This window comes from Mycolicibacterium vulneris (assembly GCF_002104765.1).
In the GTDB taxonomy this organism is placed as follows: Bacteria; Actinomycetota; Actinomycetes; order Mycobacteriales; family Mycobacteriaceae; genus Mycobacterium; species Mycobacterium vulneris.
On record NZ_NCXM01000002.1, the window covers coordinates 158814 to 178895 of the forward strand.

General features: G+C 69.5%; 12 protein-coding genes and 2 pseudogenes. 6 read left to right on the forward strand and 8 right to left on the reverse strand.

Annotation, left to right across the window (positions count from 1 at the left end):
- Positions 1-4 precede the first annotated feature (4 nt).
- The 3 genes from B8W69_RS02645 to B8W69_RS02655 all read left to right on the forward strand — a co-directional run bounded on the left by B8W69_RS02645 (position 5) and on the right by B8W69_RS02655 (position 10702).
- On the forward strand, positions 5-6367 hold the full coding sequence (locus B8W69_RS02645) for a type I polyketide synthase (protein WP_181447320.1): 6363 nt from the start codon (positions 5-7) through the stop codon (positions 6365-6367).
- Positions 6368-6369: 2 nt separating this feature from the next.
- Entirely contained in the window at positions 6370-9483 is a 3114-nt protein-coding gene (locus B8W69_RS02650; protein WP_085288446.1) for a type I polyketide synthase, read from the forward strand.
- Positions 9484-9640: 157 nt separating this feature from the next.
- Positions 9641-10702 (forward strand): type III polyketide synthase, encoded by a 1062-nt coding sequence (locus tag B8W69_RS02655; RefSeq protein ID WP_085288447.1) that lies wholly within the window; start codon positions 9641-9643, stop codon positions 10700-10702.
- Between the two features lie 36 nt (positions 10703-10738).
- On the opposite strand, the gene B8W69_RS02660 is transcribed toward B8W69_RS02655, so the two are convergent.
- Positions 10739-12529 (reverse strand): ABC-F family ATP-binding cassette domain-containing protein, encoded by a 1791-nt coding sequence (locus B8W69_RS02660; RefSeq protein WP_085288448.1) that lies wholly within the window; start codon positions 12527-12529, stop codon positions 10739-10741.
- Positions 12530-12546: 17 nt separating this feature from the next.
- A pseudogene (locus B8W69_RS02665) lies at positions 12547-12948 on the reverse strand (ANTAR domain-containing protein); the annotation flags it as partial.
- A 186-nt stretch (positions 12949-13134) separates the two neighbouring features.
- On the opposite strand from B8W69_RS02665, the gene B8W69_RS32385 reads away from it, so the two are divergent.
- On the forward strand, positions 13135-13395 hold the full coding sequence (locus B8W69_RS32385) for an Mtp family mycobacterial-type pilin (protein ID WP_085288569.1): 261 nt from the start codon (positions 13135-13137) through the stop codon (positions 13393-13395).
- A gap of 31 nt (positions 13396-13426) precedes the next feature.
- Here the strand turns inward: B8W69_RS32385 and B8W69_RS02675 are convergent, their stop codons facing one another.
- The 3 genes and pseudogenes from B8W69_RS02675 to B8W69_RS30240 all read right to left on the reverse strand — a co-directional run bounded on the left by B8W69_RS02675 (position 13427) and on the right by B8W69_RS30240 (position 14494).
- Complete coding sequence (locus B8W69_RS02675; protein WP_181447321.1) at positions 13427-13669, reverse strand: hypothetical protein; 243 nt, start codon at positions 13667-13669, stop codon at positions 13427-13429.
- A 173-nt stretch (positions 13670-13842) separates the two neighbouring features.
- Positions 13843-14133, reverse strand: a pseudogene (locus tag B8W69_RS02680) (ATP-binding cassette domain-containing protein); the annotation flags it as partial.
- A gap of 88 nt (positions 14134-14221) precedes the next feature.
- The gene (locus B8W69_RS30240; protein WP_133057953.1) at positions 14222-14494 is read right to left on the reverse strand and encodes a hypothetical protein; all 273 of its coding nucleotides are present in this window, start codon (positions 14492-14494) and stop codon (positions 14222-14224) included.
- A 206-nt stretch (positions 14495-14700) separates the two neighbouring features.
- Between B8W69_RS30240 and B8W69_RS02685 the strand changes: the two genes are divergently transcribed.
- Both B8W69_RS02685 and B8W69_RS02690 read left to right on the forward strand, forming a co-directional pair.
- The gene (locus B8W69_RS02685) at positions 14701-17694 is read left to right on the forward strand and encodes an acyl-CoA synthetase (RefSeq protein WP_110881817.1); all 2994 of its coding nucleotides are present in this window, start codon (positions 14701-14703) and stop codon (positions 17692-17694) included.
- Positions 17691-17906: a Trm112 family protein gene (locus tag B8W69_RS02690; protein WP_085288450.1), complete on the forward strand. Its 216-nt coding sequence runs from the start codon at positions 17691-17693 to the stop codon at positions 17904-17906. The genes B8W69_RS02685 and B8W69_RS02690 overlap by 4 nt, the downstream gene beginning before the upstream one ends.
- On the opposite strand, the gene B8W69_RS02695 is transcribed toward B8W69_RS02690, so the two are convergent.
- From B8W69_RS02695 to B8W69_RS02705, 3 genes are read right to left on the reverse strand one after another with little or no spacing between them, the layout of a single operon-like run.
- On the reverse strand, positions 17872-18495 hold the full coding sequence (locus B8W69_RS02695; protein ID WP_085288451.1) for a TetR/AcrR family transcriptional regulator: 624 nt from the start codon (positions 18493-18495) through the stop codon (positions 17872-17874). The two genes, B8W69_RS02690 and B8W69_RS02695, sit on opposite strands and share 35 nt — an antisense overlap.
- Position 18496: 1 nt before the next feature.
- Positions 18497-19315, reverse strand: coding sequence for an ABC transporter permease (locus B8W69_RS02700; protein ID WP_085288452.1), 819 nt, complete (start codon positions 19313-19315; stop codon positions 18497-18499).
- Positions 19249-20013: an ABC transporter ATP-binding protein gene (locus B8W69_RS02705; RefSeq protein ID WP_085288453.1), complete on the reverse strand. Its 765-nt coding sequence runs from the start codon at positions 20011-20013 to the stop codon at positions 19249-19251. Before B8W69_RS02705 ends, B8W69_RS02700 begins: the two co-directional genes overlap by 67 nt.
- Positions 20014-20082: the final 69 nt, after the last annotated feature.

Consider the following 20082-nt stretch of genomic DNA (forward strand, 5'->3'; position numbering starts at 1 on the left):
AACGATGCCGGGCACCACGCAGCACGTCGACTACCTGAAACGCCTCACGGCGGACCTCAGGCGGACCCGGCGGCGCGTCGCGGAACTGGAGGGCCAACTCTCCGAGCCGGTCGCCGTGGTGGGCATGGCGTGTCGCTACGCCGGTGGCGTCGAATCGCCAGAAGACCTGTGGCAACTCGTGATCGAGGGCCGCGACACGGTGTCGGACTTCCCGGCCGACCGCGGCTGGGACGTCGAGGGGTTGTACGACCCCGACCCCGACACCAAGGGAAAGATGTACACCCGGCAGGGCAGCTTCCTGCAGGACGCGGGAGACTTCGACGCCGGATTCTTCGGCATCGGGCCCAGCGAGGCGCTGGCCATGGACCCCCAGCAACGGATGATGCTGGAGATCTCCTGGGAAGCGTTGGAGCGGGCCGGCATCGACCCCTTCGCGCTGCGCGGCTCGGCGACCGGTGTATTCGCCGGGGTGATCCACGCCGGCTATGGCGGCGAGGTGAAAGGCGAGCTGGAGGGCTACGGGCTCACCGGCTCGACGCTGAGCGTGACCTCGGGCCGGGTGTCCTACGTGTTGGGCTTGGAAGGCCCCGCGGTGTCGGTGGACACCGCGTGTTCGTCATCGCTGGTCTCCATGCATCTGGCCGCGCAGTCGCTGCGGTCGGGAGAATGCGATCTGGCGCTGGCCGGCGGGGTGACCGTGATGGCCACCCCCGCGGCCTTCGTCGAGTTCAGCCGTCAGCGCGCGCTTGCCCCCGATGGTCGCTGCAAGGTGTACGCCGGTGCGGCGGACGGGACTTCGTGGTCGGAGGGCGCGGGCGTCCTGGTGCTGGAGCGGTTGGCCGATGCGCGGCGCCTGGGGCATCCCGTGCTGGCGGTGCTGCGCGGCACGGCGGTCAATCAGGATGGCGCGTCGAACGGGTTGACCGCGCCCAATGGGCCGTCGCAGCAGCGGGTGATCCGGGCGGCGCTGGCGAACGCCGGGCTGACGGCCGCGGACGTGGATGTGGTCGAGGGTCACGGGACCGGGACAGTGCTCGGGGACCCCATCGAGGCCCAGGCGCTGCTGGCGACCTACGGGCAGGATCGTCCCGCGGACCGGCCGCTGTGGTTGGGGTCGATCAAATCCAACATCGGGCATACCTCGGCCGCGGCGGGGGTGGCCGGGGTGATCAAGATGGTGCAGGCGATCCGGCACGGGGTGATGCCCAAGACGCTGCACGTGGATGTCCCGTCGCCGCATGTGGATTGGTCGGCCGGCGCGGTGTCGCTGTTGACCGAGCCGCAGCCGTGGCCGGATCACGGCGGGATACGGCGGGCGGGCGTCTCGTCGTTCGGGATCAGCGGCACCAACGCGCACGTGATCGTCGAGCAGGCCCCCGCGCAACTCGACAGCGAAGCCGAATCGGTTGCGGGGCCGTCGAATCCGGTGATCCCGTGGGTGATTTCGGCCCGGTCGCCCGAGGCGTTGGCCGGCCAGGCCCAACGGCTGCTGGACCGGCTGCACGCCGACGCGGGTGTGCGGGCGGTGGACGTGGGGTGGTCGCTGGCGACCACCCGGGCTGCCTTCGAGCACCGCGCGGTGCTGGTCGGCGCCGACCGTGAGGGCCTGACGGCGGGGTTGGCTGGGCTGGCGTCAGGGCGGCCTGACCCGAGCACGCTGGTCGGCCGGACCCGGTCGGCGGGCAAGCGAGTGTTCGTCTTTCCCGGCCAGGGCTCGCAGTCCCTCGGGATGGGTGCCGAGCTGTATGACCGTTTTCCCGTGTTCAAGCAGGCCTTCGACGAGGCGGTCGCGGCGGTGGACGCTCACGCGCGGCTGCCGCTGCGCGAGGTGATGTGGGGCTCCGACCCGGAGTTGTTGCAGAGCACCGAGTTCGCTCAGCCGGCGTTGTTCATCGTAGAGATCGCGTTGGCCGCGCTGTGGCAATCCTTCGGTGTGACACCGGATGTGGTGATCGGCCATTCGGTGGGCGAGATCGCCGCCGCGTGTGTGGCCGGGGCGGTGTCACTGCCCGACGCGGCGCGGCTGGTGGCGGCGCGCGGCCGGCTGATGGCCGGGCTGCCCGCCGGCGGCGTGATGGTCGCGGTGAGCGCAACCGAAGCCGAGGTTGCTGGACTGCTGAACGGTGCCGTGAGCATCGCGGCGGTCAACGGCCCGCGATCGCTGGTGCTCTCCGGTGAGCAGGACGCAGTGGGGGCGGTCGCGGACCGGCTGGCCGCGGCCGGCGCGAGGGTGCGCCGGCTGGCCGTCTCGCACGCGTTTCACTCGCCGTTGATGGAGCCGATGACAGGGGAGTTCGCGACGGTGGCCGCGGACATGTCGGCGGGTCAGCCGCGGATCGCCCTGGTGTCCAACCTGACCGGGCAACTGGCCGGCCCCGACTACGGGTCCGTCGGGTACTGGGTCGACCACGTGCGCAAGCCGGTGCGATTCGTCGACGGTGTGCAGCTGGCCGAATCGCTGGGTGCCGGGGTGTTCGTGGAGGTGGGTCCGGGTGCGGCGCTGTCGTCCGCGGTGGAGCAATCCCTGACGACCGACCGGGCGACCTCGGTGGTGACCATGGCCAAGGGCCGCCCGGAAGCGGACTCGCTGCTGCGGGCGGCGGCCCAGCTGTTCACGGCCGGCGCCGACGTGCGGTGGGCCGCGGCGTTCGCCGACCCCACCGCGCACCGTGTCGAGCTGCCCACGTATGCCTTTGTGCGGCGCCGATTTTGGCTGTCCAGCGATTCGGTGGGTTCGGCCAACATCGCCAGCCTGGGTCTGGCAGAGGCCGGACACGCGCTGCTGGGCGCGGTGGTGGACCGGCCGGATTCCGGCGGTGTGGTGTTGACGGGCCGGCTTTCGTTTGCCGCCCAACCATGGCTGGCCGACCACGCGGTGGCCGGCACGGTGCTGTTTCCGGGAGCCGGCTTCGTCGAGTTGGCGTTGCGGGCCGGCGACGAGGTCGGCTGCTCGGTGATCGAGGAGTTGACGCTGTCGGCGCCGCTGGTGGTGCCCGCGGCCGGGGTGGTGCACGTTCAGGTCGTGGTGGCTGCGGCCGGCGATGCGGGAACACGCCCGATCGCGGTGTATTCGCGTGCCGCACAATCGGATTGGGTGCAACACGCCGAGGGAGTGTTGAGTGACGGCGCGCCCGCCCCGGCCGCCGACCTGTCGGTGTGGCCGCCGCTGGGTGCGGACGCGGTGGACGTGACCGGCGCGTACGACGACCTGGCGGGTCGCGGCTACGGGTACGGGCCGACCTTTCGGGGGTTGCGGGCCGTATGGCGAAGGGGGACTGAGACTTTCGCCGAGGTGGAGCTTCCGCAACAGGCCGGGGTGTCGACCAGTGGGTTCGGCATCCATCCGGTGGTCCTGGATGCGGCGCTGCATGCGCTGGGCGCGGCCGACGAGCGGATCGAGACCGTCTTGCCGTTCTCGTGGCAAGGAGTGAGCCTGAACGCGGCCGGCGCGTCCCGGGTCCGGGTCAGGCTGGCGCCGGTCGGCGCCGGTGCCGTGTCGGTCGAGCTGGCCGACTCCTCCGGGCTGCCGGTCCTGTCGGTGCGCGAGCTGGTGACGCGCGCCGTGTCGGCCGATCAGCTGACCGCGGCCGTGGCGGCCCGCTCGGGTAGCGGTGAGCTGCTCGACGTGGTGTGGTCACCGGCCTCGTTGTCCGGCAACGGCATTGGCGCAGATATCACCGTCTGGGAGTCGCCGGCCGCCGGCTCGGACGCGGTCAGCTCGGTCTACCGGGCCACGCACGAGGCCCTGGGTCTGTTGCAATCCTGGCTGACGGGTGAGGCGGCCGGGGTCCTGGTGGTGCTGACCCGCGGGGCGGTGGGGCTGGCGGGCGAGGACGTCGCGGACCTGGCCGGTGCCGCGGTGTGGGGGTTGACGCGTTCGGCGCAGGCCGAGCACCCCGGCCGGGTGGTGCTGGTCGATACCGACGGAACGCTCGATGTCGCAACCGTGATCGGTTGTGGCGAGCCGCAATTGGTGGTGCGCGACGGCGTGGCCTTCAGCGCCCGGCTGAAGCCGGCCGACCAGCGACCCCTGCTGCAGCTGCCCGCCCCGCCGTCGGTGTGGCGGCTGGCCGCCGGCGATGCCGGGACGCTCGAGGACCTGGCGGTGCAGGAGTACCCGCCGCCGGCGCTGGAGGCCGGTCAGGTGCGGGTGAGCGTCGCCGCCGCCGGGGTGAACTTCCGCGATGTGCTGGTGGCGCTGGGCATGTACCCGGGCGCCGCGCAGCTGGGCGCCGAGGGCGCCGGAATCGTCACCGAACTCGGCGCCGGCGTGGCGGATTTGGCCGTCGGGGATTCGGTCCTGGGGATCTTCGGGCTGGCCGGCTCCGAGGCCGCCGTCGATCACCGATTGGTGACCCGGGTGCCGCGGGGCTGGTCGATGACGCAGGCCGCGGCCGTGCCGGTGGTCTTCTTGACGGCCTATTACGGGCTGTCGGTGCTGGCCGGCCTGCGCGCCGGGCAGCGGGTGCTGGTGCACGCCGCCACCGGCGGCGTGGGCATGGCCGCCGTACAGCTGGCCCGGCATTGGGGCGCGGAGGTGTTCGCGACCGCCAGCCGCGGCAAGTGGGACACCCTGCGCGCCATGGGATTCGACGAGGCACACATCGCGGATTCCCGCACCCTGGAGTTCGAGCAGAAATTCCCCTGCGGCATAGACGTGGTACTCAACTCCCTGGCGGGGGAGTTCAACGACGCGTCGCTGCGGCTGTTGGGGCCCGGCGGCCGCTTCATCGAAATGGGCAAGACCGATCTGCGTGACCCCGAAGCCGTCGCGGCGGCCCATCCCGGGGTGACGTATCGCGCGTTCGACCTGATGGAGGCCGGCCCCGACCGCATCGCCGAGATGTTGGCGGAACTGATGGAGCTGTTCGCGGGCGGGGTCCTGGTGCCGTTGCCGGTCAAGGCATTCGACGCGCGCAGCGCCGCCGACGCCTACCGGTTCGTCAGCCAGGCTCGCCACATCGGCAAGGTCGTGCTCACCATGCCGGACGGGCCCGCCGGCCTGGCCGGCGGCACCGCACTGATCACCGGCGGCACCGGCATGGCGGGTTCGGCGATGGCGCGGCATCTCGTCGAGCGGCACCGGGTACCCCACGTGCTGCTGGTCAGTCGCAGCGGTGAACGTGCCGACGGCATGGGCGATCTGGCCGCCGAATTGCGCGAAAAGGGCGCATCGGTGACCGTGGCGGCCTGCGATGTCGGCGACCGGGATGCGCTCGCGGCGTTGCTGGCGCAGGTGCCCGCACAGTACCCGCTGCGCTCGGTGTTCCACGCGGCGGGCGTGCTCGACGACGCGGTGATCGCGTCACTGACGCCCGCGCGCATCGACACGGTGTTGCGGGCCAAGGTCGATGGGGCCTGGCATCTGCACGAGCTGACCCAAGGGCTGGATCTGACCGCGTTCGTGGCGTTTTCGTCGATGGCTGGCATCGTGGGTGCGCCGGGCCAGGGGAACTACGCGGCGGCCAACAGCTTCCTCGACGCGCTCGCGGCGCACCGCCGAGCTCACGGGCTAGCGGGACTCTCGGTGGCCTGGGGGATGTGGGAAGAGACCTCGACGATGACCCAGCACCTCGGCGAGCGTGACAAGGCCAGGATGAGCCGGGCCGGGCTGAGCGCGTTGTCCACTCGGCAGGCGCTGGAGCTGTTGGATGCCGCGTTGCTGACCGAACACCCGATGGCAGTGGGCACCCGGCTGGACCGGGCAGCGCTGGCGCACCACAGCGACACGCTGCCGCCGCTGCTGAGCCAGTTGGCCACCCGCCCGGCCCGCCGCATCCTGGAGCACACCGACATGGTGTCCCTGACGGGGCTGCGCGCGCGGCTCGAGGGCATGACCGCAGAGCAGCGGCGCAGCGAACTGGTGGAATTGGTCTGCAGCAACGCGGCCACGGTACTGGGCCACAGCTCCGCGGACGTCAACGCCGACGACGCGTTCGGCGACCTCGGGTTCGATTCGCTGACCGCCGTGGAACTGCGCAACCGGCTGAAAATCGCTACCGGGCTTACCCTTTCGCCCACGCTGATCTTCGACCAGCCCACGCCGGCCGCGCTCGCCGAACATCTCGACACCCAGCTGGCCGGCAGCGCCCCCGGCGCCTCTATGCCCGGCGCCGCCACACCGCCCGATCGCATGGCCCGCTTCAACGACATCGCCCGGGAGCTGCAGGCGCTGCTCAACCAGCCCGATCTGAGCCCCGGCGATAAGGCGCAGCTCGTCAGCCGGCTCGAAGGCCTGTTGACCACGGCAACCGGCCCGGCACCGGCCCCGCTGCTGGAGCACACCGAGGACGCGTTCGACGACGACATCTCCACCGCCACCGAGAGCCAGCTGTTCGCGATCCTCGACGACGAAGTCGGCCCCTGACCTTGGCCTCGACAGACGTAGCGATCATCGGGCTGGCGTGCAGGTTCCCGGCCGCGGCGAGCCCCGGCGCGTTCTGGCGCCTGATCCGCGACGGGCGTGAGGCCACCCGATTCGCCGGGGACGCCGCGGAATTCGACGCCGACTTCTTCAACCTGTCGCCGCGAGAAGCGAGCGCGATGGATCCACGGCAACGCCTTGCCCTGGAGCTGACCTGGGAGTTGCTCGAAGACGCCTTCCTGGTGCCGGAAACACTGCGGGGAGAACCGGTTTCGGTCTTCCTCGGGGCGATGACGGACGACTACGCCGCACTGACGCTGCGCGACCTCGCCGACAACCTGGACCACCACACCTTCACCGGGATCAGCCGGGCGATGATCGCCAACCGCATCTCGTACGCCTTCGGGCTGCACGGGCCCAGCATGACCGTCGACTCCGGCCAGTCGTCTTCTCTGGTGGCGGTGTACCTCGGCTGCGAAAGCGTGGCCACCGGCCGATCCGCGCTGGCCATCGCGGGCGGGGTCCACCTCAACCTGGCCGACGAAATCGGAATGCTGGAACGCGAATTCGGTGCGGTTTCGGTGTCGGGTCACACGTATGCGTTCGATCAGCGCGCCGACGGCTACGTGCGCGGTGAAGGCGGCGGACTGGTCCTGCTGAAGCCCTTGCCGTCAGCGCTGGACGACGGTGACCGCATCCACGCGGTGATTCGCGGCGGCGCCGTCGGCAACGCCGGGCGCGGCGCGACCGCCCAGACCGTGCCCTCGGCGCACGGCGAAGCGGACGTGATCCGGCGCGCGCTCGCCGATGCCGGCCTGCCGGCCGGCGACATCGACTACATCGAGGCGCACGGCACGGGGACCAAGGTCGGCGACGCGATCGAAGTGCAAGCGCTGGGGGAGATCTTCGCCGAGCGCGCCCACGATCCGGTGCGGGTGGGATCGGTCAAGACCAACATCGGCCACACCGGCGGCGCCGCGGGGGTCGCGGGCCTGCTCAAGGCCGTACTGGCGATTGAAAATGCCGCGATCCCGCCCAGCCTCAACTACGCCGAGCCCGAAACTGAGTTCAATCACCTTGGGCTGCAGGTGAACTCCGCGCTGACGCCGTGGCCGCCGGTGGATCGCCCGCGCCGGGCCGGGGTGTCCTCGTTCGGCATGGGCGGCACCAACGCGCACCTCATCGTCGAGCAGTTCGAGCAGCCGCACGCCCAGCCGGAATTACGGCCGGCGGAATCGCCCGCGGATGCGGACGAGGTGCTGCCGTGGGTGCTGTCGGGCCGCTCCGAACAGGCGCTGGCCAACCAGGCGTGGCGGTTGTCGGCCTATCTGGCCGACCGGGCCGATCTGAGCCCCCTCGACATCGCCTGGTCGTTGGTCAGCACCCGGACGGTCTTCGAGCACCGCGCGGTGGTGGTGGGCGGCGATCGTGGGGCGCTGGCAACGGGTTTGGCGGCCCTCGCGGCCGGGGAGTCCCGACCGGGCGTGGCGGTGGGCCGGGCTGGGTCTTTGGGGTCGTTGGGCAAGACGGTGTTTGTGTTCCCGGGTCAGGGGTCGCAGTGGTTGGGGATGGGGCGGCAGCTGTATGACCGGTTGGACGTGTTCGCCCGCGCCTTCGACGAGGCCGCCGCTGCCGTCGACGCTCATCTGCGGGTGCCGCTGCGTGAGGTGATGTGGGGCTCCGACCCGGAGTTGTTGCGTAACACCGAGTTTGCCCAGCCGGCTTTGTTCGTGATCGGCATCGCGCTGACGGCGTTGTGGCAGTCCTTGGGTGTGACACCGGATGTGGTGATGGGGCACTCGGTCGGCGAGATCACCGCGGCGTGTGTGGCCGGGGTGCTGACGCTCGCGGACGCGTCGCTCATGGTGGCGGCGCGGGGACGGTTGATGGCCGGGCTGCCGGGCGGCGGGGTGATGGTGGCGGTCGGCGCCGCCGAGGCCGAGGTGGCCGGGTTGCTGAACGACGGGGTGAGCATCGCGGCGGTCAACGGCCCTGACGCGGTAGTGCTTTCGGGCGCGCAGATGCCGGTCGACGCGCTGGCGGACCGGCTGGCCCGCGAGGGCCGGCGGGTGCACCGGCTGGCGGTATCGCACGCGTTTCATTCGCCGCTGATGCAGCCCATGGTCGCGGAGTTTTCCGCGGCGGTGGCCGGCATTGAGGTGGGGGAGCCGCGAATCGGGTTGGTGTCCAACGTGACCGGTCGGCTGGCGGGCGCCGGCTACGGGTCGCCGCAGTACTGGGCGGAGCATGTCGGCCGGCCGGTCCGATTCTTCGACGGCGTGCGCGCCGCCGAGGCGGCCGGCGCCGGGATCTTCGTGGAACTGGGTCCGGGTGCGGCGTTGACGGCCGCGGTCGACCAATCGGTGAGTGCCGAGCGGGCCGTCTCGGTGCCCAGCCTGGCCAGGGATCGGCCCGAGGCGGAATCGCTGCTGGGCGCGGCCGGACAATTGTTCACCCGTGGCCTCGACCTGAACTGGACGGGCGTGTTCGTCGGGCTGAACGCGCGACGCGTCGAGTTGCCGACGTATGGCTTTGTCCGGCAGAGGTTTTGGCTGGGCGCCGAGGGTGCCGCTGCAACGGGGGCTCCGCCCGCGACGGCTTCTCGAACGCCCGACCTGGCGCACCGGCTGCTCGGACTGGCGCCAGACGACCAGCACCGCGTGCTGGTCGAGCTGGTCTGCGAACACGCGGCGGCGGTGTCGGGCCATCCGGACGGCCACGCCATCGACCCCGACCGCGCTTTCGGCGACCTCGGCTTCGACTCGATGACCGGAGTCGAACTGCGCAACCGCCTCACCAGCCATACCGGCCTGGCTTTGTCGCGAACGCTGATCTTCGATTACCCGACGCCGGCCGCGCTGGCCGATCACCTTCGCCGGCAACTACTCCATGACGAGCCGGCGGAATCGGACGAGGAAAAGATTTGGTCGGCACTGCGCAAAATTCCGGTGCGCGAGCTTCGCAGAACGGGATTGCTCGAAAAACTTTTATTGCTCGCCGGCACGCCGGAAACGCCCGTCTCCGATGCAAATGCCGGCGCCGACGAAATCGACGCGTTGAGCCCCGATGCGTTAATCGCGATGGCGCTCGGCTCGGCGGACGAGGTGGACACCGAATGATGAATTCCCCACTGGCGGACGTGATTACGCCAACGCAGAGACTATCTAATACGACATGTGTTCAATACGTTGAATTTTTGCAAGACCGAACCGTACCGCATAAACTTTCGTGTTCAAGGAAATTGGTTCTGCTGGTTGGCAAGCAAGAGGTTAGAGCATGAGCGTCATCGCGGGTGTTTTCGGCGCGTTGCCGCCACATCGGTATAGCCAGAGCGAAATTACCGACCAGCTCGTCGAGTTGCCGGCGTTGAAGGAGCACGAAGAGGTTGTCCGGCGGCTCCACGCCGCCGCCAAGGTCAACAGCCGCCACTTCGTGCTGCCCCTCGAGCGCTACCACGAGCTCACCGACTTCAGCGCGACCAACGCGATCTTCATCGACAAGGCCCTGGAGCTGGGCTGCGACGCGCTGCTGGGCGCGCTCGACGAGGCCGGGCTGCAACCGCAAGACATCGACATGATCGCCACCACGACCGTCACCGGCATCGCGGTGCCGTCCCTCGACGCCCGGCTGGTGGGCCGGCTGGGCCTGCGCCCGGACGTGCGCCGGATCCCGATGTTCGGGCTGGGCTGCGCGTCCGGGGCCGGGGGTGTGGGCCGGTTGCACGACTACCTGCGGGGTGCGCCGGACGGCGTCGCCGCCCTGGTGTCGGTCGAGCTGTGTTCGCTCACCTTCCCTACGGTCAGGCCGACCGTGTCGGGACTGGTCGGCACGGCGATGTTCGGCGACGGCGCCGCGGCCGTCGTCGCCGTGGGCGACCGTCGTGCCGAGCAGCTGAATTCCGCCGGTCCCGACATCCTGGATTCGCGCAGCCGGCAGTACCCCGAATCGCTGCACATCATGGGCTGGAACATCGGCTCGGACGGCATGCAGCTGGCGATGTCCCCGGAACTGCCCAAGGTCATCGAGCGCTACCTGGCCGACGACGTGAACAGCTTCCTCGCCGCACACCGGCTGACCAAGGACGACGTTGGCGCCTGGGCCACGCACCCCGGCGGCCCCAAGGTGATCAACGCGATCGCCACCAGCCTGGAACTGCCGCCGGAGGCGCAGGAACTTACCTGGCGCTCGCTCGGGGAAGTCGCCAACCTGTCGTCGGCGTCGGTGCTGCACATCCTGCGCGACACCATCGCCAAACCACCGCCCAGCGGCAGCCCCGGGCTGATGCTCGCGATGGGTCCCGGCTTCGGCTCCGAACTGGTGCTGCTGCGCTGGCACTGAGCGCCTGACCGCGCCCCGCCGCCCGCCGCGCCAGCCTCATTCGAGCAGCTCGGAGAGCTCCAGCCAGCGGCTCTCCGTCGCGGCCACCTCGTCTTCCAGCGCACGCAATTCCTGGGTGAGCCGGGTGATGCCGACGTGGTCGGACTGGTCGTGCGCGGCGAGTTCGTTGTGCTTGTCCTCGATCCGGTCCGCCAGGCGTGCAAGCTGGCGATCGACCGAGGCCACCTCTTTCTCCGCGGCGCGGCGTTGCGCGCCGGACATCGCCTGGGGCGCGGGCTCGGACGGCCGCGACGATCCGGCGGTCGCCTCACCGGTCCGCTGCTCGGCCAGCCGCAGATACTCGTCGACACCGCCGGGCAGATGCCGCAACCGGCCGTCGAGCACCGCGTACTGTTGATCGGTGACCCGCTCCAACAGGTAGCGGTCGTGCGAGACGACGATCAGCGTGCCCGCCCACGAGTCCAGCAGGTCCTCCATCGCGGCCAGGGTGTCGGTGTCGACGTCGTTGGTCGGCTCGTCGAGCAGCAACACGTTGGGCTCGGACAACAGCGTGAGCATCAGCTGCAGCCGCCGCCGCTCACCGCCCGAGAGATCCTCGACGCGGGCGGACAGCTGGCCGCGGCCGAACCCGAGCCGCTCCAGCAGCTGCGCCGGGGTGACTTCGCGGCCGTCGACCTGATAGCCGCCCTGCAGCCTGCCCAGCACATCGGCAATCCGGTCGCCGCCGACCGCGGCCAGGGCATCGCCCTGCTGGTCGAGCACCGCCAGCCGCACGGTCTTGCCGCGCTTGACCCGCCCCGCGTCCGGGGCGATGCTGCCGTCGATCAGCCCCAGCAGCGTCGACTTGCCGGCGCCGTTGGCCCCGACGATGCCGGTCCGCTCGCCGGGGGCGATCCGCCACTCGATGTCGCGCAGCACCGGGCGGCCCCCAGAAGACGGGAACGAGACCGACACGCCGAGCAGGTCGACCACGTCCTTGCCCAGCCGCGCGGTGGCCAGCTTGGCCAGCTCGACGGTGTTGCGCAGCGGCGGCACGTCGGCGATCAGCTGGTTGGCCGCCTCGATCCGGAACTTGGGCTTGGACGTCCGCGCCGGCGCCCCGCGGCGCAGCCACGCCAGCTCCTTGCGCATCAGGTTCTGCCGCTTGGCCTCGGCGAGGGCGGTCATTCGGTCTCGTTCGACGCGTTGCAGCACGTAGGCCGCGTACCCGCCGTCGAACGGTTCGACGATCCCGTCGTGCACCTCCCACGTCGTGGTGGCGACCTCGTCGAGAAACCAGCGGTCGTGGGTCACCAGCAGCAGCCCGCCGGTGTTGCGTGCCCACCGTTGGCGCAGATGGCTTGCCAGCCAGGTGATGCCCTCGATGTCCAGATGGTTGGTGGGCTCGTCGAGTGCGATGACATCCCACTCGCCCACCAGCAACTGGGCCAGCTGCACCCGGCGGCGCTGGCCGCCGGACAGCGTGGCAACCGTTGCCTCCCAGGCGATGTCGGAGACCAGGCCCGCGACCACATCGCGGACCCGCGCGTCACCGGCCCATTGGTGTTCGGCCGCCTTGCCGACGAGTGTCCAGCCCACGCTGTGTTCCGGGTCCAGGGTGTCGGCCTGGCTCAGCGCGCCGACCCGCAGCCCGCTGCGCCGGGTGACCCGGCCGGAGTCGGGCCGTTGCTGGCCGGTGAGCAGCCTCAGCAGGCTGGATTTGCCGTCGCCGTTTCGCCCGACGATGCCGATGCGCGCGCCGTCGTTGACCCCGAGCGTGATCGATTCGAAGACCACCTGAGTCGGATATTCGAGGTGTACGGCCTCAGCTCCAAGTAGGTGCGCCACCGGGCAAAACTACCGTCCTACTCGAGGGTGAGGAGCGCCTGGTCGATCGGGCTTCGCGTCTCCGGCGACGCCGCCTGATGGGCCAGCGCGGCCAGGAAGCGGCTGGCGATTTCGCGCAGTTTGAGGTTGGCTTCCTGGGATCGCCAGACCAACGTTTCAAACGCTCGCTCGGGAGAGACGTTATAGGCGGCCATCAGCACTCCTTTCGCCTGTTCGATTTGCGCGCGGGAGTCCGCCACCGCGGACAGCACTTTGGTGATGTCGGAGTGCAGTGAGTCGGTGACGTCGACGTAGAACCCGGACGTGCCGATGAGGTTGCAGTCGTCATCGAGCATCCGGTCGCCGACGACGACGCAGTGGGTGCGCCCGCGGGTGTCGACGATGCGGTGCCGGCTGCTGAACGGCTTGCCCTTGCGCACCGGACGGGGACACGCTGATGGTGCAGACGACGAGAGATGAAGCGCTCGAATCCAGCGAGCACCGGCATGCCGTGGCGCAAGCGGTGCTTGCCGGGCAGCGGGCGGAGCGGGCGCGACAATCGTGGCCGGCGTAAATTTCTGCCACGGAACCGGATTGGTCTGCCCTGACGTGGGTACAGGTCGATGATGAAGAAGACTGTGCGCATCGCAGCATCGGCGGTCGCCTTGACCGCTGGGTTAAGCCTCGCCGGGTCCGGGGCGGCCGCAATCGCCCATGCTCATCCCGCGCCTTTGCCTGAGTACCACTGGTGCCCCGGCCAGTGGTGGGATCCGGCCTGGGGCGGTAACTGGGACGCGGGTCGCTGCCACGACGACCACTGGTACGACGGTGAAGCACGCGACCAGGGTCACTGGCACAACGGGCCGTGGGATCAAAACTGGCACTGATGCCGTGGGGGGGCGATGATCGCGCAGCGGATCACGTTGCGCGGGATGGTATTTCGCGCAAGCGCTTGAGCACGAGTCGTCCCACCTGCATCGAGATAGCCGGCGAGAGGCGCTCCAGGTACCACAGCGCCTTCCACCAGGCCGGCACGATGATGATCGCTTGGTTTCGCAGCACGGCACGAAGGACGAGGGCGGCGAATTTGTCGGGTGCCATCGGCCGCGTCGGTTCCCACGATTTGAGTATGTCCTCGTCGCTGGCCCCGATGTTGGTCATGCGGCCGTACGCGCCGCCGTGTTTCGCACCGACCTGATCACCGATGCTGAGGTGCTGGCTGGGGTCGATGCGCGGGTGGGGCTACACACGCCTCGAACCTCAAGGCGCTGTGCCGGCTGCATCACCTTCTGAAGACCTCTCCGGCCTCAACGATCAGCGACCGACCCCTGCCCCCACTGATGTTCGGCCTGGTCGCCGACAACCGTCCAGCCCACGCTGTGCTCCGGGTCAAGGGTGTCCGCTTGGCTCAGCGCGCCGACCCGCAGTCCGCTGCGCCGGGTGACCCGGCCGGAGTCGGGCTGCTGTTGACCGGTGAGCAGAGCCACCAGGCTGGACTTGCCGTCGCCGTTCCGCCCGACGATGCCGACGCGCGCGCCGTCGTTGACTCCCAGTGTGACCGACTCGAAGACGACCTGAGTCGGATATGCCAAACCGACGGCCTCAGCTCCCAGTAGGTGCGCCACCGGCCCGACGGTCGCAAAGACGCGTAAATATGGGCGGGCGTCTTCCGACCGACTGAAGGTCGGCGAACCGGTGTGTCAATCCGGCTTGTTAGCCGCCGCCTCCCCCGCCGCCGTCGCCCTGGCCGTAACCATTCCAGTCACCGGCTGGCTGCTGCGGCCCCGGCCCGAAGACGAGCGGAACCCGTCCCGGCGCCGGTGCCGGTGGTGCCGGCGCGGTGGTGGATGGTGGCGCCGCCGGAAGCACGCCGCCGCTGTCGGGCGCCGGAATGCTCATTGCGGTAGCGGGGATCGAGAGAAGCGCGGCCACGACCGCTACTTTTGTAACGCTGCCTCGTAATTCGAATGACGTTATGCTGGTCATCGATCACTCCTTTGTGGTCGCAGGCCGCAATAATTTCACTCACATCGTCGAGTCCACCGATGTGAAGCACGCTGTTCACAACACTTATTGCGCCCGTTACAACAAACTCCGCGCGCGGACAACCGAAAACCGCGCGGTGCGCCTAAATGGGGACGGGCCGGGCAAACAAGCCAGGTCAGGTCCGGCCAGGGCGCCGGTGTGCCATCATGTCAGCGGTGGATCTCAATTTTTCGGTGGTCACACGGCCGGTCGAGCGGCTGATCGCGACAGCGCAGAACGGCCTGGAGGTCTTGCGGCTGGGGGGCTTGGAAACCGGTACCGTGCCGTCGCCGTCCCAGACCGTCGAGAGCGTGCCGATGTACAAGCTGCGGCGGTATTTCCCGCCGGACAGCCGGCCGGGTCAGTCGCCCGTCGGGCCGCCGGTGCTGATGGTGCACCCGATGATGATGTCGGCGGACATGTGGGACGTCACGCGCGACGAAGGCGCGGTGGGGATCCTGCACGCCCACGGGCTTGACCCCTGGGTCATCGACTTCGGCGAACCCGACAAGGTCGAGGGCGGCATGCGCCGCACCCTGGCCGACCACATCGTCGCGCTCAGCCAGGCCATCGACACGGTCCGCGACACCACGGGCAGCGACATCCATCTGGTCGGCTATTCGCAGGGCGGCATGTGGTGCTACCAGGTCGCCGCCTACCGGCGCTCGAAGAGCCTGGCCAGCATCGTCACCTTCGGCTCGCCGGTGGACACCCTGGCCGCCCTGCCGATGGGCATCCCGGCAAACTTCGCCGCGCCCGCCGCGAACTTCATGGCCGACCACGTCTTCAGCCGGCTGGCCATCCCGAGCTGGATGGCGCGCACCGGCTTCCAGATGCTCGACCCGCTCAAGACCGCCAAGGCGCGCGTGGACTTCGTGCGCCAGCTGCACGACCGCGAGGCGCTCCTCCCGCGTGAGCAACAGCGCCGGTTCCTCGAACGCGAGGGCTGGATCGCGTGGTCGGGCCCTGCGATCTCTGAACTGCTCAAGCAGTTCATCGCCCACAACCGGATGATGACCGGCGGATTCGCTGTCAACGGTCAGATGGTCACCCTCACCGACATCACCTGCCCGGTGCTGGCGTTCGTCGGCGAGGTCGATGACATTGGGCAGCCGGCTTCGGTGCGCGGCATCCGGCGCGCGGCACCGGACGCCGAAGTCTACGAATCCACCATCCGCACAGGGCATTTCGGTTTGGTAGTTGGATCCAAGGCGGCGCAACAGAGCTGGCCGACCGTCGCCGAATGGGTGAAGTGGCTGTCCACCGGGGGCGACAAACCCGACAGCATCGAGCTGATGGCCGACCAGCCCGACGAGCACACCGATAGCGGGGTGGCGTTGAGCTCCCGGCTCGCGCACGGCCTCGGGGAAGCCTCCGAGGCGGCGGTGGGGCTGGTGCGCGGCGCGGCCAACACCGTCGTCGCCGCCAACAAGTCCATGCGCACCCTGGCCGTCGAGACGGCCCGCACGCTGCCACGCCTGGTCCGCCTGGGCCAGATCAACGACCACACCCGGATCTCGCTGGGCCGCATCATCGAAGAGCAGGCCCACGACGCGCCGCAGGGCGAATTCCTCTTGTTCGACGGCCGGGTGCACACCTACGAGGCGGTGAACCGGCGCGTCAACAACGTCGTTCGCGGCCTGATCGACGTCGGGGTCCGGCAGGGCGACCGGGTCGGCGTGCTGATGGAAACCCGGCCCAGCGCGCTGGTGGCCATCGCCGCGCTGTCCCGGCTCGGTGCCATCGCGGTGGTGATGCGGCCCGACGCCGACCTGGCCGCCTCGGTGCGGCTCGGGGGAGTGACCGAACTGCTCACCGATCCCCCCAACCTGGAGGCGGTGCTGCGGTCCGACCGTCAAGGGCTGCGGCAGGTGCTGGTGCTCGGCGGCGGGGAGTCGCGGGATCTGCACCTGCCCGAAGACTCCGACGTCATCGACATGGAACAGATCGACCCGGACGCCGTCGAGCTGCCCGGCTGGTACCGACCCAACCCGGGACTGGCCCGCGACCTGGCGTTCATCGCGTTCAGCGCGGCCGGCGGCGAGCTGGTGGCCAGGCAGATCACCAACTACCGCTGGGCGGTCTCGGCATTCGGTACCGCCTCGACGGCCGCCCTGGACCGCCGCGACACCGTCTACTGCCTGACGCCGCTGCACCACGAGTCGGCGCTGCTGGTCAGCCTGGGCGGCGCCGTGGTCGGCGGCACCCGCATCGCGCTGTCGCGCGGCCTGGACCCGACCCGATTCGTACAGGAGGTGCGCCAGTACGGCGTCACCGTGGTGTCCTACACCTGGGCCATGCTGCGCGAGATCGTCGACGATCCCGCGTTCGTGCTGCAGGGCAACCATCCGGTGCGGCTGTTCATCGGTTCCGGTATGCCGACCGGGCTGTGGGGGCGCGTCGTCGAGGCGTTCGCGCCCGCCCACGTCGTTGAGTTCTTCGCCACCACCGATGGGCAGGCGGTGCTGGCCAACGTGTCCGGCGCCAAGGTCGGCAGCAAGGGCCGCCCGCTGCCGGGCGCGGGACGAATCGAGCTGGGCGCCTACGACGCCGAGCACGACCTGATCCTGGAGAACGAGCGCGGCTTCGTGCAGATCGCCGAGCCCAACCAGGTCGGGGTGCTGCTCGCCGCGTCCAACGGCCCGATCGATCCCAGCGCCTCGGTCAAGCGCGGCGTGTTCGCCGCCGGCGACACCTGGATCTCGACCGAGTACCTGTTCTACCGCGACGACGACGGTGACTTCTGGCTGGCGGGCCGGCGCGGCTCCGTGGTGCGCACCGCGCGCGGTCTGGTCTTCGCCGAGGCAGTCACCGATGCGCTGGGTTGCATCAACGGCGTGGACCTCGCGGTGACCTACAACGTGCCCGTGGGCGATCACGAGGTGGCGGCGTCGGCGGTGACGCTGTTGCCGGGCGCCTCGATCACCGCGGCCGACCTGACCGAGGCCTTCGCCAAGATTCCGATCGGCCTGGGGCCCGACATCGTGTGCGTGGTGCCGGAGATGAACCTGAGCGCGACGTTCCGGCCCACGGTCAGTGCCCTAAGGGCGGCGGGGATTCCTAAGGCCGGGCGGCACGTCTGGTACTTCGATGCCGACACCAACCAGTACCGCCGCCTGACCAGCGGCATCCGTTCCCAGCTGACCGGAGCGCAGTCATGATCGACGATGCACTGCTGAGCATCCTGGTCTGCCCGGACGACCGCGGCCCGCTGATTCTGGTGGGCTCCGAACTGTTGTACAACCCGCGGCTGCGGCGCGCCTACCGCATCGAGGACGGCATCCCGGTGCTGCTCATCGACGAGGCCCGCGACGTCGATGACGACGAGCACGCCCGGCTCATGGCACAAGGCCGTCCGGCAGATCCCCGGTGAGGTACCGCTGCAGGTTCGGCGCAATGGTTTGCGCGATCTGCTCTGGCGGCAGCGACGCGAACGGCTCCAGTCGCAGGATGTAGCGCGCCATCACCACGCCCACCAGCTGGGACGCGACGAACTGGACGCGGGTGGTACCGCTTCCCGGCGGATTGTCCACGCGCGGGCCGATTTCCGCGGTGATCACGTCCTCGATGAACGTGCGGAACAGGTTGATCTCCTCGCCGGCCAGGATGGACCGCAGTGTGGCGATGAACGCCGCACCGATCTCGGAATCCCACAGCGGCAACAACATTGACGGGATGCGATGGCCGAGCTCGTCAACCGGCATCTCGCGCAACTGGCCGATGATGTCCATCGGATCGATCGGGATGTGCACGGCCGCGGCGAACAGCTTTTCCTTGGTGCCGAAGTAGTGATGCACCAACGCCGAATCCACCCCGGCCGCCGCGGCCACCGCGCGGATCGAGGTATTGCGAATCCCGTTGCGCGCAAACAACTCCCGAGCGCTGTCGAGGATGCGTTCGCGGGTGCCGGAGTTGCCGGCCGGGCGCCCCCGCCGCCGGCGCCCGGCGCTGGTGGCCGTCATGCTAGGGCGTCCGCCGCCGCAGCGTGGCTGCGGCCAGGCACAGGGCCGCCAGCGCGAAGCCCAGCACCACGACGATGTCGCGCACCGCGACGAATGTCAGTTCCGGGTGCGCACCCACCTGCTGCAACGCCTCCAGCGCGTAGCTGGCCGGCAGCACATTGCTGATCCATTGCAGCCAGTGTGGCATCAGCGCCCGCGGCACGATGATGCCGGCCAGCAGCAGCTGCGGCACCATCACCAGCGGGATGAACTGCACGGCCTGAAACTCGGTGCGGGCGAACGCACTACACAACAGGCCCAGGCCGACACCCAGCACGGCGTTGACGATCGCGATGACGAACACCCACGCCGGGCTGCCGGCCGTGTCGAAGCCCAGCAGCCAGAACGACACGATGCACGCCAGAATCGCCTGCGCCGCAGCGGCGATGGAGAAGGCGGTGCCGTAGGCGATCAGCAGATCCAGGCGCCGCAGCGGCGTGGTCAGAATGCGCTCCAGCGTCCCGGAGGCCCGCTCGCGCTGCATGGTGATCGCCGTGATGATGAACATCACGAACAGCGGGAACAGGCCCAGCAGGATCAGGCAGGCGTTGTTGAACGGGGTCGGCCCACCGGGGCGGTGCGGGGCGTTCTGAAACATGAAATACATCAGGCTGATCACCAGGACCGGCACGAACAGGATCATCGCGACACTGCGGTGATCGGCGATCAACTGGCGCAGGATCCGCGCAGAGGTCGCGGTGTAGCCGCGCAGGCTCAGCCCGCTTCGCGCATGGTGCTGCGCTTGATGATGGACAGAAACGCGTCCTCCAGTGACGTGCATCCGGTGTCCTCTCTCAGTTGGGACGGGGTGGTGTGGGCGACCAACCGGCCGTCGCGCATCAGCAGCAGGTCGCCGCAGTGGTCGGCTTCGTCCATCACGTGGCTGGAGACCAGCAGAGTGGTCCCGGTGCGGGCCAGCTCGGCGAACTGCTCCCAGAGATCCGCGCGCAGCACCGGGTCCAGGCCCACGGTGGGCTCGTCGAGCACCAGCAGGTCGGGCTGGCAGACCAGCGCGCACGCCAGCGACACGCGGGTGCGCTGACCGCCGGAGAGGTTGCCGCACAAGGCGGTTCGGTGATCGGTCAGCCCGACGCGGTCGATGGCGGCGTCGGCGGCCTGGCCGTCGAACCCGTACAGCGCCGCGAAATAGCGGACGTTGTCCACGGCCCGCAGGTCGTTGTAGATGGTCGGGTCCTGCGGGAGGTAGCCGATGCGATGGCGCAGTTCGGCGCTGCCGGCCTCCTTGCCGAGTACGGTGACGGTGCCCTTCGAGATGATCTGGGTGCCGACGATGCAGCGGATCAGTGTGGTCTTGCCGCAGCCGGACGGCCCGAGCAGGCCGGTGATGCTGCCCGTGGCGATCCGGACGGAGAAATCGTGCAGAGCTGGGCGTTTGCCGCGGACGACGCGCAGGTGATCGATGTGTACCGCCGGGTCCGAGGGGCCCGCAATTAATTCATCATGAGATGAACTCATCATGCGATGAATAATCGTCCCGTCGCGCGGGGTTGTCAAGGTCTCTCGAGCAGCTGAGGAGGCTCGAGGATT